Raw genomic sequence first — 21,172 nt, 5'->3', positions numbered from 1 at the left:
CCCATCCCGAACACGACCGTTAAGCCCTCCAGCGCCGATGGTACTTGGACCGAAGGGTCCTGGGAGAGTAGGACGCCGCCAAGCAAAGGGAAAGAGCACTACCGTTCATTCGGTAGTGCTCTTTTTGCACTCCCGAGGAAAAACTGCAATAGTGCAGTTATTTTCGAGAAAGTCGCTCGTCATGGGCGAAAGCCTGCAAAAGTGCAGGTAATTTTTTTCGATTCGGTGTATATGAGGCGCTTGGGCCTCAAAAGCCTGCACTTTTGCAGGTATTTTGATAAATCGGCAGTCAGCTTCTCGAATAACTGTATTTTTGCAGGAATTAGCGAAGAGGTGACTTACCCGTATGTATCCTGTAACACGCTCCAAATTCTAGACCGTTCGGCACCAACCGGACGGTTTTCTCATACGCTTAACCACGAATATTTTCCACCTCACACGCCCACACTGAAAAGGACAACGCATCCCCCTTGGCAAATCATTAAATTATGGTATAATGTTGATAAAGTCAAAGAAAGTCAAAGTCAACTACAAACGGAAATCGTTTATTTTGACGGGACTTGACGAGCAAGAATGAAATACCGCAAAGTCGCAACAAGAGATTCACGTGTGGAATAATGGAGGATGAGTGATGCGTAATATCTCCGATATCATTGAGAAATATCTCAAGAGTATTTTGCATGAAAGTCCGGAGGGGACTATAGAGATTCAGCGTAACGAACTTGCCGACCAATTTTCCTGCGTGCCGTCGCAAATCAATTATGTTATCAGCACCCGCTTTACTCTGGAGAAAGGGTACCTGGTCGAGAGCAAACGCGGCGGCGGCGGTTACGTTCGGATTCGGCGAATTCAACTGCCTGGTCCAACGTCGCTGCACACGCATTTGCATGAAACGATCGGTGACGAGATCGGGCAATCCGCGGCGGAAGGGTTGATTTATCGCCTGGAGGAAGCCCGCTTTTTGACCCCTCGGGAGGCCGCTTTAATGCGCTCGGCGGTATCTCGCGAAGTGTTGGCGATTAAGCTGCCCTATCGCGACCAGATCCGGGCTAGGATGATGAAAGCGATGTTAATCTCTTTGTTGAGTTAGCAACATCAATATCAAGGAATACAGGTATAAGGATCTACTGTCTTAGTCTATCCCGTAAGGAGGGACGTGCGATGCAATGCCAAGAATGCGGCAAACGCCCGGCAACCTTGCATTTTACGAAGATCGTCAATGGCGAGAAGACGGAGTTTCATTTCTGTGAAAGTTGCGCCAGGGAAAAAGGGGAGCTGATTCCCGGCACTTCGGGTGGCTTTTCGATTCATAACCTGCTATCGGGCTTTCTCGATTTGAGTCCGTCGAACAAAGGTCAAGTTTCCGGGCCTAGTACGCCAGAACATCTGCGCTGCGAAGAATGCGGCATGACGTATTCCCAGTTTAGCAAAATCGGACGTTTTGGATGCAGCTCGTGCTACAAATATTTTAACGATCGTCTGGATCCTTTGTTTAAGAAAGTGCATGGGAATACCGTCCACGTCGGGAAAGTCCCGAAACGGACCGGCGGTCACATTCAAGTGAAGCGTAAGCTCGATGATCTCCGCCGTGAGCTGCAGTACCGGATCCTCCAGGAGGAATTTGAGGAGGCTGCGGCGCTGCGGGACCAAATTCGCGAGCTTGAGAAGAACATATCCGCAGAGTAGGAGGGATGCAGGGTGACCAATCTCCGTTTTACTGAACAGCCGCTTAGCGAATGGATGAGCCAAGAAGGCAAAGAGTCGGATATCGTGATGAGCAGCCGGGTACGGATCGCCCGCAACGTGCTTCATCAACCCTTCCCAATGTTGGCCACCAACACGCAATCGGAGGAGGTGCTGAAGCTGCTTCAGGAGGTTCTGGACGACGAACAGCTTCAGGCTCAAGGCCAACTGTACCCGATCCTCCTTGCGGACTTGGATGAACTGGATAAGCGGGTGCTGGTTGAGAAGCACTTGATCAGTCCCAACTTAGCGAACGACTCCAGAAATGGGGCGGTCTTCATTAGCGAAGATGAAAGCCTCAGCATCATGGTTAATGAAGAGGATCATTTGCGCATCCAGTGTCTGTATCCGGGTCTGCAAGTCCAAGAGGCTTGGGAAAAAGCGACGGCGATCGACGACATTTTTGAATCGCATGTGGATTACGCTTTTGACGATCGTCGGGGTTACCTAACCAGTTGTCCGACGAATGTGGGTACGGGGCTTCGCGCTTCAGTCATGATGCATTTGCCGGCCTTGGCACTGACACAGCAGATCGGCCGCATTTTATCCGCGGTATCGCAGGTCGGTTTAACCGTCCGAGGGATCTACGGCGAAGGCAGCGAGGCCATGGGCAACTTGTTTCAAATCTCAAATCAGATTACACTAGGACAAAGTGAAGCTGAGATCATCGAAAATTTATATGGCGTGGTGCTGCAGATCATTCAGCATGAGAAGACGGCAAGAGAAAAGCTGATCGGCGAATCACGCCTGCGGATGATGGACCGGGTCATGCGTTCTTACGGAATATTGTCACAGGCGTACATCATCGACTCGAAGGAAGCCGCTCAGCGGTTATCTGATGTCCGGCTTGGCGTAGACTTGGGGATTATCGAAGGCGTGTCGGCGCAGGCGCTCAATGAACTGAACGTGTTGACGCAGCCTGGATTTTTGCAAAAAAAATTCAGTGGCAGTATGTCCCCGGGGGAAAGGGATATGTACCGCGCTAAACTCATTCGAGAGCGCATGGGGAAATAACGAGAGGACTACTATGGAGGTGTAGGAGAAGATGATGTTTGGAAGATTTACGGAACGTGCCCAAAAGGTACTGGCGTTGGCCCAGGAAGAAGCCGTAAGGCTGGGACATAACAATATCGGGACGGAACATGTGCTGCTCGGATTGATCCGTGAGGGTGAAGGCATTGCCGCCAAGGCGCTGATCGGATTGGGTCTGGGACTCGAGAAAATACAAGACGAAGTGGAAACGCTGATCGGCCGTGGACAGGAACAACCGACCAATATCGCTTATACGCCGCGCGCCAAAAAGGTCATCGAGCTGTCCATGGATGAAGCGCGTAAGCTCGGCCATACTTATGTCGGCACGGAGCATATTTTGCTCGGCCTGATTCGTGAAGGGGAAGGCGTAGCCGCCCGTGTACTGAATAACCTCGGCATCAGCCTGAACAAGGCGCGCCAACAAGTGCTGCAGTTGCTGGGCAGCAGCGAAGCGGTGTCCAGTCATCATGGAACCCCAACTAACGTGAACACGCCGACACTAGACAGCTTGGCTCGCGACTTGACGGCTTCGGCCAAAGAGGGCAATTTGGATCCGGTCATCGGCCGCAGCAAAGAGATTGAACGGGTGATTCAGGTGCTGAGCCGCCGGACGAAGAACAATCCGGTGCTAATCGGGGAACCTGGCGTCGGGAAAACGGCCATCGCCGAAGGTCTTGCACAAAAGATCATCAATAACGAAATTCCAGAGACGCTACGCGACAAACGCGTGATGACGCTGGATATGGGCTCCGTCGTTGCCGGTACGAAATACCGCGGCGAATTTGAGGACCGCTTGAAAAAAATCATGGACGAAATTCGTCAGGCCGGCAATATCATCCTCTTTATCGATGAATTGCACACCCTGATCGGGGCTGGCGGCGCGGAGGGCGCGATCGACGCTTCGAATATCTTGAAGCCAGCGCTGGCCCGCGGCGAGCTGCAATGCATCGGCGCTACCACGCTCGACGAATATCGGAAATATATTGAGAAAGACGCGGCACTGGAACGTCGGTTCCAACCGATCACGGTGGATCAGCCATCGGTGGATGAAGCGATTCTCATCCTGCACGGGTTGCGCGATCGTTACGAAGCGCATCATCGGGTGAAAATCACCGACGAGGCGATTGAGCAGGCAGTTAAATTGTCCGACCGTTATATTCAAGACCGGTTCCTGCCGGATAAAGCGATTGACTTGATCGACGAGGCGGGTTCGAAGGTAAGGCTGAACTCGTATACGGTACCGCCGAATCTGAAGCAACTGGAGAGCCGTCTGGATGATATCCGTAAGGAGAAGGACGCTGCGGTGCAAAGCCAGGAATTTGAGAAAGCGGCTGCGCTGCGCGATACGGAGCAGAAGATCCGTGAAGAGCTGGATATCACCAAAAATCAATGGAAAGAAAAACAAGGACGCACCGATTCCGAAGTGACGCCAGAGGATATCGCCCAGGTGGTCGCCAGCTGGACGGGGATTCCGGTCAACAAGCTGAAGGAAGAAGAAACCGAACGCCTGCTCAATATGGAGAGTATCCTGCATGAGCGCGTAATCGGTCAAGAAGAAGCAGTTAAGGCGGTCAGCCGGGCAATCCGCCGGGCGCGCGCAGGCCTCAAGGATCCAAAACGTCCGATGGGCTCCTTCATCTTCTTAGGTCCTACGGGGGTTGGTAAAACGGAGCTGGCCCGCGCATTGGCGGAAGCGATGTTCGGCGACGAAAACGCCGTAATCCGCATTGACATGTCCGAGTACATGGAGAAACACTCCACGGCACGACTCGTTGGTGCGCCTCCAGGATATGTCGGGTACGAAGAAGGCGGGCAACTGACCGAGAAGGTTCGCCGCAAACCGTATTCCGTTGTTCTGCTGGATGAAATCGAGAAGGCACATCCGGAAGTGTTTAACATTCTGCTGCAGGTATTGGAGGATGGCCGACTGACCGACTCCAAAGGCCGCGTAGTCGATTTCCGTAATACGCTGATCATCTTGACCTCAAATGTCGGCGCCGAAGCCATCAAACGAAATACGCGTCTTGGCTTCACCGCCGTGCAAGATTCCGGTGCGGATTACGACAACATGAAGGGCAAAGTGATGGAAGAGCTGAAGAAGAGCTTCCGTCCCGAATTCCTCAACCGGATCGATGAGATCATCGTTTTCCATTCGCTCGAGGAAGCGCATATCGGCCAAATCGTCACGCTCATGGCCGAAGAATTGCGTAAACGTCTGCGCGAATATGACGTCGACTTTACCTTGACGGATAAGGCGAAGGAGTTCCTGGCTAAAGAGGGCTACGATCCTGCGTATGGAGCACGTCCGCTGCGTCGGGCGATCCAGAAGCATATCGAAGACCGTTTGTCCGAGGAGCTGTTAACCGGTAACGTCAAGAAGGGCGACTCGCTAACGATCGACGAAGAGAACGGCGCCCTGAAGGTGGAGCGTACGGGAACTTACGTAAAAAATGCGTAACGCGAATAAAAATTGTTGGTAAATCCTACAAATCCGTAACGTTTAAGCCGATGAAATAAGTTAAAGGCAGCTTCCAAGGCGATGCTTTGGAAGCTGCTTTTTTTATCCCGCCACTCCTGGCGGCAGCGCTCGGATCACTTTCGATAAACCCGAAAGGATGGTAAAATTTTAGGTACCATGACGAATACGGTGTCGGCTAGGTCTGTCAAATTTTGCAGTGGCGAGAAGGTGAGATAAATGGTTAAAGTAAAACATAAGTTTTTCTGCTCCGAATGCGGCCATGAATCGCCTAAATGGTACGGAAAATGCCCGGGGTGCGGCGCGTGGAACTCCATGGTGGAAGAAGTGGAGAAAACCGTCAAAACGCAAGGGATGAATTCCGGGATATTTCATGCGAAAGAAAAGCCGCAGTCAATCATAAATATAGAGAGCGGCAAAGAACCGCGGATCCAAACGGGGATCGGGGAACTGAATCGAGTACTCGGCGGCGGCGTTGTGCCGGGCTCACTGGTCCTGGTCGGTGGGGACCCCGGGATCGGCAAGTCGACTTTGCTGCTGCAAACTTCACATGAAATGGCCCGCTCTGGTCTGAAGGTTCTGTATATCTCAGGCGAGGAATCCGTTCGTCAGACGAAGCTGCGGGCGGAGCGGCTCGGGACATTGTCCCCGGAGTTATTCGTTTTGTGTGAGAGCAGTATGGACGGAATTGAAGAAGCGATCGACGAAGTAAAACCCGATTTTTTGGTGATCGATTCGATCCAAACGGTCTATTTGCCCGAAGTTACCAGTGCCCCCGGCAGCGTATCGCAGGTACGTGAATGTACGGCGCGGTTTATGCGAATAGCCAAAGGGCAGGGGATCGCTACGGTACTAGTCGGTCACGTGACCAAAGAGGGAGCTATCGCCGGACCTCGTATGCTGGAGCATATGGTCGACTGCGTACTGTATTTCGAAGGTGAACGCCATCATTCCTACCGGCTCCTACGGGCGGTTAAGAATCGCTTTGGTTCGACCAACGAAATTGGGATTTTTGAGATGAACGAATCCGGACTGGCGGAGGTGGCGAATCCGTCGGAGCTGTTTCTATCCGAACGCCCGCTCGGCGTGGCGGGTTCGACCGTCGTCGCCAGTATGGAGGGGACGCGCCCGATGCTGGTCGAACTGCAAGCCTTGATCGCGGCCACCCATTTCCCTTCACCAAGACGGATGGCAACCGGCGTGGACTATCAGCGGATGAACTTGATCCTTGCGGTGCTCGAGAAGCGAATGGGCCTATTCCTGCAAAATCAGGACGCTTACGTCAACCTGGCTGGTGGAGTGAAGCTGGACGAACCGGCGGTCGATTTAGCGATTGCGGTTAGCGTCGCTTCCAGCTTCCGTGACCTGCCGACCAAGCCGTACGATGTGTTTTTCGGAGAAGTTGGCTTGACCGGCGAAGTTCGGGCGGTCTCCCGGGCGGAGCAGCGCGTAAAGGAAGCGGCCAAGCTCGGCTTTAAACGGGTGATTTTGCCGGAGAAAAGCATGAAGGGGTGGAAGGGACCGCAAGAGATTCAATTGATTGGCGTAAATACCGTTGCAGATGCGCTAGCTGTTGCGTTAGATTAGGGGGCATTGAGATGAAGGAAACTACCCAAGCAGAGAAAATGAACGATTTGTTGAGGCTTGTTGCGCCGGGGACGGCTTTTCGCGACGGCCTTGAAAACGTGCTGCGGGCTAAGACCGGGGGCCTGATCGTCGTCGGTTACAGCCCGGAGGTGATGGAGGTCGTCGAGGGGGGCTTCTCCATCAACTGTGATTTCTCCCCAAACTATCTCTATGAGCTGGCCAAAATGGACGGGGCGATCATCCTTAGCGAGGATTTGAAACGGATTTTGTATGCAAATACACAGCTCATCCCGGACTCCTCGATCGCATCCTCTGAAACGGGCATTCGCCACCGTACCGCGGAACGGGTGGCCAAACAGACGGGCAAGCTGGTCGTCTCTATCTCCCAGCGCCGTAACATCATTACCCTTTACCAAGGGGGATTACGGTACGCTCTGAAGGAAATTGGCGTCATCCTGACCAAAGCCAACCAGGCGATTCAGACGCTGGAGAAATACCGGTCTGTCTTGAATCAAGCCTTAACGAATTTAACGGCCTCCGAATTTGAAGAGCTGGTCTCCTTGCCTGAGGTGATCAATGTGATCCAGCGGGTGGAGATGGTGATCCGGATCAAGATGGAGATCAAGCGATTCATCAATGAATTAGGTACGGAAGGGCGGCTGATCAGCATGCAGATGGAGGAACTGGTCAGCAACATGGAAGAAGAAGCATGGCTCTTGTACAAAGATTATGCCAAAGAGGATCAGGACGAAGCGATCCGGGAAATTATTATGGGACTCAAACGTTCCACCGACGATGAGCTCCTGGACGACAATCACATTACCAAGCTCTTAGGATATCCTTCCTCTGCCGCGACTTCGGAGGAATTGATAGCACCACGCGGGTACCGTGTCTTGAACAAAATCCCCCGCTTACCGAATGTCATCATTCACAATCTGGTCGAACGCTTTGACTGCTTGCCGAACGTGATGATGGCCAGCATCGAGGAGCTGGATGAGGTTGACGGTATTGGTGAGGTGCGCGCCCGTTCCATCAAAGAAGGGCTCAAACGTCTTCAGGAACAGGTATTCATTGACAGACAAATTTAAATCACCTATCATCAATGAATGGTTCAGGAATATCTACTCGAGGTGAAGAGATGATAACGAAATCGATTCCGAACCTGTTTACGTTAGGAAACATGGTTCTCGGAATGCTGGCCATCATGCTGGCAATGGAAGGCCGCTTCAGCCTGGCCGCCATCATGGTAATTGTCGCTATGCTGCTCGATGGTTTGGATGGACGGGTCGCCCGTGCGCTGAACGCTCAAAGCGAGTTCGGGAAGGAACTCGATTCATTATCAGATCTAATTTCATTTGGTATCGCTCCGGCACTCATTATGTACTTGATCTCATTTCACAGCGTTCCTTCCGGTGTTGCTTGGGCCGTTACGATCATTTTTCCGATGTGCGGAGCGCTGCGGCTCGCCCGGTTTAATGTTCAGAAGGGAGCTCCGGGTTACTTCATTGGTTTGCCGATTCCGGCTGCAGGCGGAGTTCTGGCCACGCTGTCGCTGTTTTACAGAGAAATATCGGCGCCTTATTTCATCGTGTCCATGCTGCTGTTATCGTATTTGATGATCAGTACGGTCAGATATCCGAATTTCAAGAAAATCGGTCTGCCGAAAAAGGCGATCGCGTATACGCCGCTTGTCGTGATCTTTGCAGTGGTTATCGCCGTCGTATTTCCGGATCAGATGGCGAAGCTTATTTTTATCCCCTTGGTCATTTACGCAGTTTACGGTTTACGTCAGAACATCAATCGGTTGCTTCGCCGTAAACATCAGGACGAGGATGCCGATGCCCAGGAAATGTATCGTCCGAAGCGTTAAGAACGAATAACCCTATAACTATACGAAAAAGGCATGGATCTCCCGCGGGCGGAATGGATCGATGCCTTTTTGATATACACATTAACATTTACGTTTACGTTTACGATAAGTTGAATAACCCCAGCGTAGCGCATTTCTGCGACTCGCGCTCCACGATTTCCTCCATATTGATCCCCAGCAGATTGCAAAGGGCGGACATATAGAAAAGGTTACGTCCAAGCTCATTCGTAATCGCATCCCGGCAATTTTCGCACAGTTCGCCATGAACATGCTTGGCGATCGTTTCTTTGGCGTGTTGCAAATCCATGCCAGGCTCGAAGTCTTGTTTGGTGGCATGCAGCTCGATGCAACCGCATTCGGTTACCGATTTGGTCACGGAACGGACAGCAGCGGCGTTGGTTTGTCCCATCTTCGACATGACGTCCAACAGGCTGCGGTGACGGAGCAACAATTCAGAAACTTGTTCTTGAAAAGACTGAAGGCTTGGTGCGCTCATTTTCCATCCACCTCAATATTATGAATTGAATTCATTATATTCCACCTTTTCCTCCAAGATCAACCTGAAATCCCATAGCCAAGGGCTGTGTTTGAATATGGATTGGTTATTTTTTGGTAAAAAAGTTATCGTCTACGGATTATGTGCCCCCAAATTGGTTCATACTGGCTAAAGAAGATACTTAACTAGGAGGTGAAGAGAGACGTGCTGAAAAAATACTTAATGATTCTAGCCGGTTTATGCGGGGCTTGGTTCGGTTACACGACCGGCGGTGTGTCCGGTGTGCTACCGGGTGCCGCCAGTGACTGGTTTCGTGAAATGAACCCGATCGCGGCAAATTTGATCTGGGCCGCAGCCGGCGCGCTACTGTTCTTGTTCCTGTTCTCCTTGGCTGCAGACGTCGTTTCTTCCAGAGTGAAATCGTGGATTTCCGCTTTGACGCGGATTCCGATGAATGAAATGGCTGCCGGTGCGGCCGGTTTGACTGCGGGACTTCTTCTTTCCTTAACGGTCTATCCCCTGCTGTCCTGGCTCGGTACGCTGGAGAGCATGGCTCAATTCGCGGTATCGGCGTTGTTTGGCTACATTGGGCTATACGTCGGACTGGCCAAGAAGGAAGAGCTGTCCTCACTTTGGAAATCCGGCAAATGGGGAGCGTCCGTTCCGGAAGAGGAGCGTTGGGCGGAAGAACACAAAATTTTGGATACCAGCGTCATTATCGACGGGCGGATCGCTGACATCTGCAAAACCGGCTTCATTGAAGGGACGATCGTTATTCCGGAATTCGTGCTGGAGGAGTTGCAGCATATCGCCGATTCCTCGGATCTGCTCAAGCGGAACCGTGGGCGGCGGGGACTGGATATTTTGAACAAGATCCAGAAAGAGCTGGACGTCAAAGTCATGATCTATGAAGGGGATTTCGAGGAAATCTCCGAGGTCGACAGCAAACTGGTCAAGCTGGCGAAAGTCCTGCAGGGGAAAGTGGTGACCAACGACTTCAACCTGAACAAGGTGTGCGAGCTGCAGGGCGTATCCGTGCTGAACATCAACGATTTGGCCAATGCGGTCAAGCCGGTCGTGCTGCCTGGCGAGGAAATTATGGTCCAGGTGATCAAGGACGGCAAGGAGCATGGACAAGGTGTCGCTTATTTGGATGACGGAACGATGATCGTCGTGGAAGGCGGACGCGATTACATCGGCACCATTACGGAGGTGCTGGTCACGAGCGTGCTGCAGACTTCGGCGGGACGAATGATTTTTGCCAAGCCAAAACTGTTGGAAAAAGCGCAGTAATTCGGTATGATGGGATTAACTACGCTGCGCTGGCCGCGGCGCGGGTGAATTCCGGACAAAGGTGAGGCAGAACATGATGGGTTTACAAGCAAGCGGCGATACGGGAGTCATCGTGGTGGCGGCAGGCCGCGGTACGCGTATGGGAACGGTGGAAAGCAAGCAGTATCTTATGCTGGACGGCAAGCCGATCTTTATCCATACACTGGAGGTTTTTCACCGTCATCCGTCGATTTCGCAAATCGTGCTTGTCACCGGGGAACAGGATGTGGACCGGTGCCGGTCATGGATTGCCGAGTATGGCATGGCCGAGCAAATACAAGTTATTCCGGGCGGGGCTGAACGTCAACACTCGGTGCGCCAAGGATTGCTGTCTCTCAGCACACCTTGGGTACTGGTGCATGACGGTGTCCGCCCTTTTGTCACGAGAGAACAGATTACGGCTTGTTGTGAAGCGGCCAGAACGTATGGAGCCGCCGTGCTCGCCGTACCCGTGAAGGATACGATCAAACTGGCGGACGAACAGGGATGGGTCGCGGCAACACTGGACCGGCGGAGTCTGTGGGCGATTCAGACGCCGCAGGCTTTTCGTCGCGCTGACCTGCTGGCAGCCCATGAGCGGGCTGCGGAGGATGAATTCGTCGGCACCGACGACGCGATGTTGGTCGAACGGCTGAGCATCTCCGTTAAGCTGGTGGAAGGGGCTTACGACAATATTAAGATCACGACACCCGAGGATCTGGGTTATGCGGAGTTTATCCGGGGGAAGAGGGAGTAGCGGAGCGTAGGTAGTCCTACGTGAGCAACGGAGCGATCAACTGAATTCAAGATTCGACGTCGAAAGACTTCCTCGAGTTACTTCGTGATTAAAAGGAAGTCAGGTTTTAAGCACCGAGAAGGTTGGATGAAGGAGGGAGTGAGTAGCGGAGCGTAGGTAGGCCTACGTGAGCAACGGAGCGATCGACTGAATTCAAGATTCGACGTCGAAAGACTTCCTCGAGTTACTTCGTGATTAAAAGATGACTGGGAGAGGATGGGAAGGATGTTTAGAGTAGGACAAGGCTTCGACGTGCATCAGCTCGTGGAGGGCAGGCCGTGTATCATCGGCGGGGTGCATATACCTTATGAGAAAGGATTGCTGGGACACTCCGATGCCGACGTGTTGCTGCATACGATCAGTGACGCGATTTTGGGTGCGATAGGTCTCGGAGATATCGGGCGTCATTTCCCGGACACCGATCCGGCGTTCAAAGATGCGGATAGCGTAGTTCTGTTGCAGCGGGTGTGGGACATGGCGGTTGAGAAAGGTTACCGTCTCGGCAACCTGGACGCAACGATTATCGCGCAAAAGCCGAAGATGGCCCCATACATTCCGCAAATGGTTGAGGTCATTGCTCGTACACTGGGGACGGAGCCGGAGCTCGTCAATGTGAAAGCCACCACCACGGAACAGCTCGGGTTTACCGGACGCGGCGAAGGGATTGCGGCACAATGCATTGTGTGTCTTGTGCAGAATGTGCTATCATCGTAACTTGCATCGAGCTTTTTTTCATATCATGAAGAACTGCAATTTAGGGAGGGATTGAAATGGCTGAAGTCCGCGTGCGCTATGCGCCAAGTCCGACGGGTCATTTACATATCGGGAACGCCAGAACGGCGTTGTTCAATTATTTATTTGCTAGACATCACGGGGGGAAATTCATTATCCGCATCGAGGATACGGACGTGAAGCGCAACGTGGCCGGTGGCGAGGAAAACCAACTGACCTACCTCAAGTGGTTAGGCATGGATTGGGACGAAAGCGTGGACGTCGGCGGGAACTACGGGCCGTACCGGCAAACGGAGCGTCTAGATTTGTACCGTCCACTGGTACAGGACTTGTTGGACCGGGGTCTGGCGTATCGTTGCTACTGTACGGAAGAGGAGCTGGAGAAGGAGCGGGAAGAGCAAATGGCTCGCGGCGAAACCCCTCGGTATTCCGGGAAGTGCCGTCACTTGACGCCTGAGCAGCTAGCTGCGTTTGACGCTGAAGGCCGTCAGTACAGCATTCGCTTCCGCGTTCCGGAAGGCCGTACGTTTACATTTGACGATTTGGTCAAAGGTCCGATCTCGTTCGAGTCCGAGGTTAGCGGTGATTTTGTTATCGTGAAAAAAGACGGAATCCCCACCTACAACTTCGCGGTCGTACTGGACGATCATCTGATGAACATTACCCATGTATTGCGTGGAGAGGACCATGTGTCCAATACGCCGCGTCAGCTCATGATCTACGATGCGTTTGGCTGGGAGCCGCCGGTATTTGGCCATATGACTTTGATCGTTGGGGAGAACCACAAAAAGCTGAGCAAACGCGACGAATCGGTGATTCAATTTATCGAGCAATATGATCAGCTTGGTTATCTGCCGGAAGCGATGTTTAACTTTATCGCCCTGCTCGGCTGGTCGCCGGAAGGAGAAGAAGAGATTTTCAGCAAGGATGAATTGATTTCGATCTTTGACGCAAATCGCTTGTCGCGTAGTCCGGCCGTGTTCGATACGAACAAGCTGGCCCATTTGAACAACCACTATATCAAGAACGCCGATCCGCAGCGGATTGCGTCGTTGGCCATCCCGCATTTGCAACGGGCCGGCAAGCTTCCAGTCGAGCTGTCGCCGGAGCTGCAGGCATGGGCCGGGGCGCTCGTCGCGTTGTACCAAGAGCAAATGACCGCGGCTTCCGATATTGTGGAGTTGTCGGAGATGTTCTTCCGCAACGAGCCGGCGTTAGACGAAGAAGGTGCCGCCGTGTTGGCGGAGCCGCAGGTGCCGACCGTGCTTGCCGCGTTTTTGGCGAAGATTGAAGGCCTTGCCGAATTCAGCGTGGAGAACATCGGCGCCTCGATCAAAGAGGTACAGAAGGAAACGGGCAGCAAGGGCAAAGGTCTATTCATGCCGATTCGCGTGGCGTTGACCGGACAGATGCATGGCCGCGACTTGAACCAGACGATTTATCTGCTTGGACAGGACAAAGTCATCGATCGGTTGAAGTCGCGTATCGCTGCTTTGTAAGGCGGCGGGGTCACTGGACGCAGGGATAAAGTGTCTGAGGCTCGTACTTATGCTAACGCTTGCCAGGAAGCTTATTTTTGGAAAAAGAGGCTTGTTTCATTTCTAACACTTGTTTGTATGCTTATAGGGACGATTCCTCCCCTTTTCGTTGATAAAATAAGGGGATAAGGTTGCAGGTAAGCGTTAGCGCAGAGCAAGTGCCCTTTTCGCCCAGATAGCGTTTGATATAAGCGTTAGGTACGTATTTTTTTCGGGTACCATTGTCAGTAGGCCGTCCATTAGGTAATATATAGGCAGGAATACCTTACAACTAGATGACTGGCGGCCATTAACCGCCTTAATGCCACCGGCATAGATCGGGAGAAGTACGCGATCAGCCGTATCGTCCAGAGAGGATAACCGGGACCCTTCGGTGCGGACCGCGCAAAGAAGTTACCAGGCTGGAAGTTATCCGGATACGCGCTGGCGGAAATGCACCCGGGAGCCGCGAATGCGAACTCGCCTAGAGAGGCGAAGTAGCTTTCGCCGTTTCGTCCGCGTTAAGGATCTTGAGAGGGAGGAGTCGGCTTTTTTATCGAGGCTGGCTCATCCAAGGCAGAGTGGAACCGCGTCGTTAGGCGTCTCTGTAGCGAAAGCTGCAGGGGCGCCTTTTTTGATTGGATCTGTCCGTATGCGATAGGAATAGAAGGTGGGGGGAAACTATGTTCAAAAGAATCCGATCCGATATCCAGGCGGTGTTCGACAACGACCCGGCAGCACGAAGCTGGTTCGAAGTGATCTTTACCTATTCCGGTCTGCATGCGATTTGGAGTCACCGGATTGCGCACTTTTTTTACCGCCGCCGCTGGTATACCGCTGCACGTACGATTTCGCAGATCAGCCGGTTTTTCACCGGCATCGAGATCCATCCGGGAGCGCGGATCGGCAATCGGCTGTTCATCGACCACGGGATGGGCGTTGTGATTGGGGAAACTTGCGAAATCGGGGACGATGTGGTTATCTATCAGGGAGTCACATTGGGCGGCAGCGGTAAGGAAAAGGGCAAGCGCCACCCGACCGTCGGCAACAATGTCGTTATCGGGTCGGGGGCAAAGGTGCTTGGTTCGTTTAAGATCGGAGACCAAGCGAACATCGGAGCAAACTCGGTTGTCCTGAAAGAGGTGCCTACCGGCAGCACCGTGGTTGGCATTCCGGGCAAAGTGGTTCGCCAGGACGGAAAACGCCTGGACCGCCTCAGCCATCAACTGCCCGATCCGATGGTTGACGCGATGCGCGAGATGCAGCGCGAGATCGAACAACTGCGAGGCGAGGTCCTCGAGCTCAGGGGGCAGCTTCGCGATAAGCAGCCGAGTGAGCTGTGAGCTACTGCTAGGCGAAAATCTTTATGCGAGGAGTCTGGACGACCGGCGGGACAGCGGAACTTGAGGTCCCTTGATATAGTCGGTTATGCGATCGTGGTTTCCGAGTATAACGGACTCCAGAGACGTTAATGTTGTTGGATTACCAGCGGTCTCCATTGTAACGGACTGAGGTGACGTTATTTGCCCTGGATCAGCGACTTAGCATATGAATTGGGCGAAATAAGGTCAATGGAGTCCGTTAAATCGGGAAATCCCCGGGAAATGGGAGAATAGCGTCTCTGAAGTCCGTTAGCGGTCGACAGCGACCGACTGAGTTCAAGATTCGACGCCGAGTCCACTCCCTTGAAATACTTCGTGATGGGAAGCCAATTTGAAAACGACCTCAGATAAATCAAGGTTTTCAAATGGGGTTATCAGCACCAAGAAGGTTGGATGAAGGAGAGAGGGAGTAGCGGAGCGTAGGGAGGCCTACGTGAGCAACGGAGCGACCGACTGAGTTCAAGATTCGACGCCGAGTCCGCTCCCTTGAAATACTTCGTGATGGGAAGCCAATTTGAAAACTACCTTAGATAAATCAAGGTTTCAAATGGGGTTATCAGCACCAAGAAGGTTGGATGAAGGAGAGAGGGAGTAGCGGAGCGTAGGGAGGCCTACGTGAGCAACGGAGCGACCGACTGAGTTCAAGATTCGACGCCGAGTCCACTCCCTTGAAATACTTCGTGATGGGAAGCCAATTTGAAAACTACCTTACAAGGAAGGAAAGTGCAGTATGGGATTGCAGATTTATAACACCTTAACCCGCGCCAAGGAAGAGTTCGTCAGCCTGACGCCCGGAAAAGTGAAGATGTATGTTTGCGGACCTACCGTCTACGGTTATATTCATATTGGGAACGCGCGGCCGATGATCTTTTTTGACGTGGTGCGCAGTTACCTGGAGAATCAACAATATGATGTGAATTACGTCGTAAACTTTACAGATGTGGACGATAAACTGATTCGCAAAGCGGAAGAAATGAACCTGACCGTACCCGAAGTGGCTGAGATGTTCATTGAGGCCTACTACGAGGATTTGGATGGTCTCGGGATTCCGCGCGCCACAGCCAATCCGCGGGTCACGGAGAACATGGAAGTGATCATCGATTTTATCCGCGACCTGGAACAAAAGGGATTTGCTTACGAAAGCGGCGGGGACGTGTTCTATCGTACGAACAAATTCCCGGAATACGGCAAATTGTCCGGACAAAATATCGGCGAGCTGCAGTTCGGTATCCGCATTGACGTGGACGATCGCAAGGAAAATCCAGAGGATTTCGTGCTATGGAAAGCGGCCAAGCCCGGCGAAATTCACTGGAGTAGTCCATGGGGCGAGGGTCGCCCCGGCTGGCATATTGAATGCTCGGCAATGTCCCGGCAATTACTGGGCGATACGCTGGATATCCACGGCGGGGGTCAGGACCTGCAGTTCCCTCACCACGAGTGCGAGGTAGCGCAGTCGGAGGCCGCCACCGGCAAGCCGTTGGCGAATTACTGGATGCATAACGGATATATCAACATAGACGGGGAGAAGATGTCCAAATCGCTTGGCAATGGCGTACTTGTCAAGGATTTGCGCTCGCTATACAAGCGGGAAGCCATCCGTTACTTCATGCTGTCGACCCATTATCGCAATCCGCTGAACTTCTCGGAAGATACGATGCAGCAGGCGGAACGCAGTGTAGAGCGGATCAGCAATGCCGCAAACAATCTTCGTCATCGGATGAATGCGGCGCCACAAGGCGGAGAGACGCAGGTCACGCCAGATTGGGCCGAGAAGCTGGAGGCGGTCCGTGCTTTGTTTCACGCCAAAATGCAAGATGACTTCAACACGCCGGACGCAATTACGGCGGTGTTCGAATGGGTGAGCGAGGTCAATACGCTGCTGCAGCAGCCGGTCGCCGGCCGCGGGGATCTTGTAGCGGCGCTGAAGCTGTTCGAGGAGATGAACGGCGTACTGCGCATCGCATTGCCGCCGGAGACTGAACTGCCCGGCGAAGAGATCGAAGCGCTGATCGCGGAGCGGGCCGAAGCAAGGAAGGCCAAGAACTGGACCCGTGCGGACGAAATCCGCGACCTGCTGGACGCTCGGGGCATCGTGCTCGAGGACACGCCGCAGGGCATGAGATGGCGGCGCAAATGAGCGGGCCGCACGGGCCAGGCGCAGGGCAAGGGGCGCTGACTGGGCCGCAGCCAGGGCAGACGGCTCCCGGCGAAGAGACCGCGACGTCCCAAAACGCCGCCGCGCTGCCGCCCCTTGCTCCTGAAGGCGGGGCCGCAGCCTCAGAGCTCGGCACATCCGCCGCGCTCTGGTTCCCCGACCCGCCCGCCAAGCCCGCCCGGCTGCTGCCGCCGCTGGCCCTCGCCTACATCGGCGACGCCGTCTATGAGGTCGCCGTCCGCCAGCATGTGATGGGCCGCCCGAATTTGCGGCCCCACCATCTGCATGGCCAGTCGACGAAGTACGTCTCGGCCAAGGCGCAGGCGCGGCTGCTAGAGTTGATCGAGCCGCTGCTCACCGAAGAAGAGAAGGACATTGTCCGCCAAGGGCGCAACGCCAAATCCGGCACGGTGCCTAAGAACGCCAACGTGCTGGATTATCGCCTCGCCACCGCTTTTGAGAGCTTGGTGGGGTACCTGTATTACACTGGAGCGCATGACCGCCTTCGCAGGTTGATCGCCCAAGGATTCGCTGATTTGGAGAATTATCGGGACCGCGGTTAATGACGCGTCACCATTGCATAGGAGGATTCCGATGGAGGAACAAGAATGGATCGGCGGCAAACATTCGCTGCTCGAAGCGCTGCATGCCGGCCGCACGATCAATAAAATATGGGTGGCCGAAGGCGCCCAAAAGCATCTGACCCAGCCCATCGTGGCTGAAGCCAAAAAACACGGTATCATCGTGCAGTTCGTGGACAAACGCAAGCTGGACCAAATGGCACCCGGCCTGCAGCATCAGGGCGTAGTTGCCCAGGTTGCCCCGTATGCCTACGCGGAGGTGGAGGATTTATTGGCCCGCGCGCAGGAACGCGGCGAAGACCCGTTCTTGCTGATTCTGGACGAGATCGAGGATCCGCACAACCTCGGTTCGATTTTGCGGACGGCCGAATGCACGGGGGTGCATGGGGTGATCATCCCTAAACGCCGCTCGGCAGCCGTGACGGCTACCGTGTCCAAAACCTCGGCCGGGGCCGTGGAGTACATCCCCGTCGCTCGGGTGACGAATCTGGTGCAGACGATGGAGCAACTGAAGGAAGCGGGCGTATGGATCGTCGGTACGGACGTAGGTGCAAAAGAAGAGATGTATCGCAGCGGCAACGTGCTGACCGGACCGGTGGCGATCGTCATCGGCAATGAGAACAAAGGCATGGGACGGCTGGTTCGGGAAACTTGCGACGTTCTGGTCAAGCTCCCGATGAACGGTCGTCTTAACTCCCTGAATGCCTCCGTCGCCGCCGGGGTTATCATGTACGAAGTGTTGCGCAGACGACGCGCTGAAGGATAAAGGCCATGCGCGATTTGCGCGATGTGCTATTGGTTGACGGATACAACATGATCGGTGGGTGGGCTGAACTGGCCGAACTGTCCAAACGGGACCTGCAGGCCGCAAGGGACAGATTGCTTGAGCGGCTCGCCGATTATCAAGCCTTTTCTGGAAGAAAGGTGATCGTCGTTTTTGATGCTTATCGGGTTCCGGGGCTTGGGAAAGCCTATTCCCAAAACAAGGTAGAGATGTATTTTACGAAGGAGAAGGAAACGGCGGACGAATGTATAGAACGGCTGGTCGGCGAGCTCAAGCACCGTCGTCGGCAGATTTATGTTGCAACGAGCGATATGGTAGAGCAACACGTGATTTTTGGTCAGGGGGCGTTGCGGGTATCGGCTCGAGAACTCTTAATCCAAGTGGAGCAAAGCGAGAAGGAAATCCAGGCTAAAATCGCCGAGCGCAGCGCGAATTCTAGCCGCAATACACTAGATGCCAAGCTGACGCCAGAGCAGCGTAAGCTGTTCGAACGATGGCGCAGGGAATGAAAGGGCATTCTCAAGTTCTGCTACCAAATGCCCTTGACAAAGTTCGACTTTACATCTTTTGGTACTTTTGCGGTTGACGCTAATATGCACCTTCATATATACTGTTCGTATTACTTGAATGAGTGACGGGGAACCGTGCGTTGCGGCCGGAGGGATTTGTGGTGAGTGTCAAACTCGAAACATGGGTAAGGTTTGACTATGAGATCCAAAGTGACGAAGACATTGTCGAGGCGGTTCGGGAAGGCGACAGTGAAGCGTTGGAGTACTTGATTAACAAGTATCGGAGCTTCGTGCGCGCCAAGGCTAGGTCTTATTTTCTCATCGGCGCCGATCGTGAAGACATCATCCAGGAAGGTATGATCGGACTCTACAAATCGATCCGGGACTTTCGGGGGGATAAGCTCGCTTCTTTCAAAGCGTTCGCGGAGTTGTGCATCACGCGCCAAATTATCACCGCGATTAAGACGGCAACGAGGCAGAAGCATATTCCACTCAACTCGTACGTTTCATTGGACAAGCCGATCTACGATGAGGAATCGGATCGGACGTTACTCGACGTCATTTGCGGCACTCAGGTGAGTGATCCGGAAGAGTTGATCATTAATCAAGAAGAGTTTACCGGCCTAGAGGACAAGATGTCCGAAATTCTCAGTGATCTGGAGCGTAAAGTGCTGATGCTGTATTTGGACGGTAGATCCTATCAGGAAATCGCAGTGGATTTGAATCGCCACGTTAAATCGATCGATAATGCCCTGCAGCGCGTAAAACGTAAGCTGGAACGTTATCTGGAAGTGCGCGACGGCAGCATTTGAACTTATCTTCATTTTAATTAGGTCTTACATAAACAAGTAGACTCAAGGGTTGCCTGGTTGCAGGAGGCCCTTTTTTTACCACAAAATATCGACACTCCAAAGATTCAGAACGGCCGCAACTAAGCGGATTTACTAACCGGATCCCGTTTCTTCTCCCCTGCTTCTCTTCAGCGTTTCCCCTACGGATTTCTCTCTCAAGGGTTTATCTTCCAAATTCGTGAGCTATACTATAAATAATCGAAGAGGTTGGCTTGATGTCTCGTTGACACGGGTAGTGCCATGTGATAAAGTGTTTTAGGTAGGCCTAATTTTGTGTTTCCCTTTTTTAGGTGACAAACATTTGATTTAGGTCAATATAGAGACAGCTCATTTAGAATGTCTTCGGGAGGTGCACATCATGCGGGTAATAATTACGTTGGCTTGTACGAATTGCAAACAAAGAAACTACACGACAACGAAAAACAAGCGTAACCACCCCGACCGCATGGAGATGAAGAAATTTTGCAAGTTCTGTAACGAGCAAGTTCCTCATCGCGAAACCAGATAGTCTTTGGAGGTGTAGTCGCGCATGAAACGTAGTTTTAAGTCGTTGTTTTCTTTTTTCTCTGAGAGCTGGGCTGAGCTTAAAAAGGTTCGCTGGCCTAATCGTAAAGAGCTGACTAATTATACGCTGATTGTGCTCGGTACAATTACCGTTGTCGCGATTTATTTTTGGGTTCTGGACATCGGCATCTCTGCTGTGATCGAAGCGATAATTTAAGAAGGGTCCCTAGGTGGCTTGATATGGAAAAAAGATGGTATGTCGTTCATACCTATTCCGGGTATGAGAACAAAGTCAAAGCCAATTTAGAAAAACGCGTCGAGTCTATGGGCATGGAAGACAAGATATTCCGCGTTCTTGTTCCGATGGAAGAAGAAGTGGTAAACAAAGACGGGAAGAAGAAGACCGTCATGCGTAAAGTTTACCCCGGGTATGTCTTGGTGGAAATGATCCAAACCGACGATTCTTGGTATGTTGTTCGCAACACGCCGGGAGTCACCGGGTTTGTTGGCTCTACGGGTTCTGGTTCCAAACCTACGCCGCTGCTCCCTGAAGAAGTGGAACAGATCTTGGCGCATATGGGGATGGAGGAGCCGAAGCCGGTCATCGAATTCGAGCTCAAAGAATCCGTGCGCATCAAAGTTGGTCCGTTTGCCAATTTTGTTGGCTCGGTGGAAGAGATTCTGACCGAGAAAAGCAAGGTCAAGGTTCACGTCAACATGTTTGGACGAGAAACCCCACTTGAACTGGATTACACTCAAGTGGAGAAGATATAAGGTTTCTTAGGGTTTCAAAGTGGGAGGGGCTGGTATCAGTTCCGTCTACCACAATTAGGGCAAGGAGGTGTT

At 52.8% G+C, this 21,172-nt stretch carries 21 protein-coding genes and 1 rRNA gene; 21 read left to right on the top strand and 1 reads right to left on the bottom strand.

Annotated elements, in window-relative coordinates; translation table 11 throughout:
- The 8 genes from rrf to pssA all read left to right on the top strand — a co-directional run.
- Positions 1-84, top strand: a 5S ribosomal RNA gene (gene rrf, locus KJS42_RS22480); the annotation flags it as partial.
- A gap of 547 nt (positions 85-631) precedes the next feature.
- Positions 632-1,090: a CtsR family transcriptional regulator gene (locus KJS42_RS22475; protein ID WP_213624151.1), complete on the top strand. Its 459-nt coding sequence runs from the start codon at positions 632-634 to the stop codon at positions 1,088-1,090.
- A gap of 71 nt (positions 1,091-1,161) precedes the next feature.
- Complete coding sequence (gene mcsA / locus KJS42_RS22470) at positions 1,162-1,686, top strand: protein-arginine kinase activator protein McsA (protein ID WP_155608357.1); 525 nt, start codon at positions 1,162-1,164, stop codon at positions 1,684-1,686.
- 12 nt (positions 1,687-1,698) lie between these two features.
- Positions 1,699-2,757: a protein-arginine kinase McsB gene (gene mcsB / locus KJS42_RS22465; RefSeq protein WP_213624150.1), complete on the top strand. Its 1,059-nt coding sequence runs from the start codon at positions 1,699-1,701 to the stop codon at positions 2,755-2,757.
- A gap of 31 nt (positions 2,758-2,788) precedes the next feature.
- Positions 2,789-5,233, top strand: coding sequence for an ATP-dependent protease ATP-binding subunit ClpC (gene clpC, locus KJS42_RS22460; protein ID WP_155608358.1), 2,445 nt, complete (start codon positions 2,789-2,791; stop codon positions 5,231-5,233).
- A gap of 237 nt (positions 5,234-5,470) precedes the next feature.
- Positions 5,471-6,838 carry a DNA repair protein RadA gene (gene radA, locus KJS42_RS22455; protein ID WP_213624149.1) on the top strand — a complete coding sequence of 456 codons (1,368 nt, stop codon included), beginning with the start codon at positions 5,471-5,473 and terminating at the stop codon, positions 6,836-6,838.
- Positions 6,839-6,849: 11 nt separating this feature from the next.
- Complete coding sequence (gene disA, locus KJS42_RS22450) at positions 6,850-7,926, top strand: DNA integrity scanning diadenylate cyclase DisA (protein WP_155608360.1); 1,077 nt, start codon at positions 6,850-6,852, stop codon at positions 7,924-7,926.
- A 50-nt stretch (positions 7,927-7,976) separates the two neighbouring features.
- The gene (gene pssA / locus KJS42_RS22445; protein ID WP_213624148.1) at positions 7,977-8,708 is read left to right on the top strand and encodes a CDP-diacylglycerol--serine O-phosphatidyltransferase; all 732 of its coding nucleotides are present in this window, start codon (positions 7,977-7,979) and stop codon (positions 8,706-8,708) included.
- A 100-nt stretch (positions 8,709-8,808) separates the two neighbouring features.
- On the opposite strand, the gene KJS42_RS22440 is transcribed toward pssA, so the two are convergent.
- On the bottom strand, positions 8,809-9,204 hold the full coding sequence (locus KJS42_RS22440) for a nucleoside triphosphate pyrophosphohydrolase family protein (protein ID WP_155608362.1): 396 nt from the start codon (positions 9,202-9,204) through the stop codon (positions 8,809-8,811).
- 204 nt (positions 9,205-9,408) lie between these two features.
- Here KJS42_RS22440 and KJS42_RS22435 point away from each other — a divergent pair, with 204 nt between their 5' ends.
- From KJS42_RS22435 to nusG, 13 genes are all read left to right on the top strand, one after another.
- Positions 9,409-10,497: a PIN/TRAM domain-containing protein gene (locus KJS42_RS22435; RefSeq protein WP_193418656.1), complete on the top strand. Its 1,089-nt coding sequence runs from the start codon at positions 9,409-9,411 to the stop codon at positions 10,495-10,497.
- A 76-nt stretch (positions 10,498-10,573) separates the two neighbouring features.
- Entirely contained in the window at positions 10,574-11,272 is a 699-nt protein-coding gene (gene ispD, locus KJS42_RS22430) for a 2-C-methyl-D-erythritol 4-phosphate cytidylyltransferase (RefSeq protein WP_213624153.1), read from the top strand.
- Between the two features lie 264 nt (positions 11,273-11,536).
- Entirely contained in the window at positions 11,537-12,025 is a 489-nt protein-coding gene (gene ispF, locus KJS42_RS22425) for a 2-C-methyl-D-erythritol 2,4-cyclodiphosphate synthase (protein WP_155608363.1), read from the top strand.
- A 56-nt stretch (positions 12,026-12,081) separates the two neighbouring features.
- Complete coding sequence (gene gltX / locus KJS42_RS22420; protein WP_155608364.1) at positions 12,082-13,542, top strand: glutamate--tRNA ligase; 1,461 nt, start codon at positions 12,082-12,084, stop codon at positions 13,540-13,542.
- A 701-nt stretch (positions 13,543-14,243) separates the two neighbouring features.
- Complete coding sequence (gene cysE, locus KJS42_RS22415) at positions 14,244-14,903, top strand: serine O-acetyltransferase (RefSeq protein WP_213624147.1); 660 nt, start codon at positions 14,244-14,246, stop codon at positions 14,901-14,903.
- A 769-nt stretch (positions 14,904-15,672) separates the two neighbouring features.
- The gene (gene cysS / locus KJS42_RS22410) at positions 15,673-17,079 is read left to right on the top strand and encodes a cysteine--tRNA ligase (protein ID WP_213624146.1); all 1,407 of its coding nucleotides are present in this window, start codon (positions 15,673-15,675) and stop codon (positions 17,077-17,079) included.
- A gap of 200 nt (positions 17,080-17,279) precedes the next feature.
- Positions 17,280-17,660 (top strand): Mini-ribonuclease 3, encoded by a 381-nt coding sequence (locus KJS42_RS22405; protein ID WP_483311288.1) that lies wholly within the window; start codon positions 17,280-17,282, stop codon positions 17,658-17,660.
- Between the two features lie 31 nt (positions 17,661-17,691).
- Positions 17,692-18,444, top strand: coding sequence for a 23S rRNA (guanosine(2251)-2'-O)-methyltransferase RlmB (gene rlmB / locus KJS42_RS22400; RefSeq protein WP_213624145.1), 753 nt, complete (start codon positions 17,692-17,694; stop codon positions 18,442-18,444).
- Positions 18,445-18,449: 5 nt separating this feature from the next.
- Entirely contained in the window at positions 18,450-18,971 is a 522-nt protein-coding gene (locus tag KJS42_RS22395) for an NYN domain-containing protein (protein ID WP_155608368.1), read from the top strand.
- Between the two features lie 158 nt (positions 18,972-19,129).
- Positions 19,130-19,783, top strand: coding sequence for an RNA polymerase sporulation sigma factor SigH (sigH, locus tag KJS42_RS22390; RefSeq protein WP_372491028.1), 654 nt, complete (start codon positions 19,130-19,132; stop codon positions 19,781-19,783).
- A 397-nt stretch (positions 19,784-20,180) separates the two neighbouring features.
- Positions 20,181-20,330 carry a 50S ribosomal protein L33 gene (rpmG, locus tag KJS42_RS22385; protein WP_071784256.1) on the top strand — a complete coding sequence of 50 codons (150 nt, stop codon included), beginning with the start codon at positions 20,181-20,183 and terminating at the stop codon, positions 20,328-20,330.
- A gap of 21 nt (positions 20,331-20,351) precedes the next feature.
- Entirely contained in the window at positions 20,352-20,543 is a 192-nt protein-coding gene (gene secE / locus KJS42_RS22380; RefSeq protein ID WP_009226623.1) for a preprotein translocase subunit SecE, read from the top strand.
- Positions 20,544-20,566: 23 nt separating this feature from the next.
- On the top strand, positions 20,567-21,100 hold the full coding sequence (gene nusG / locus KJS42_RS22375; protein ID WP_193418668.1) for a transcription termination/antitermination protein NusG: 534 nt from the start codon (positions 20,567-20,569) through the stop codon (positions 21,098-21,100).
- The last annotated feature ends 72 nt before the right edge of the window (positions 21,101-21,172 follow it).

The organism is Paenibacillus sp. J53TS2 (assembly GCF_018403305.1).
GTDB classification, from domain to species: Bacteria; Bacillota; Bacilli; order Paenibacillales; family Paenibacillaceae; genus Fontibacillus; species Fontibacillus rhizolycopersici.
Note: the sequence above shows the minus strand (reverse complement) of the source record. Positions and strands in the feature narration are given on the sequence as shown.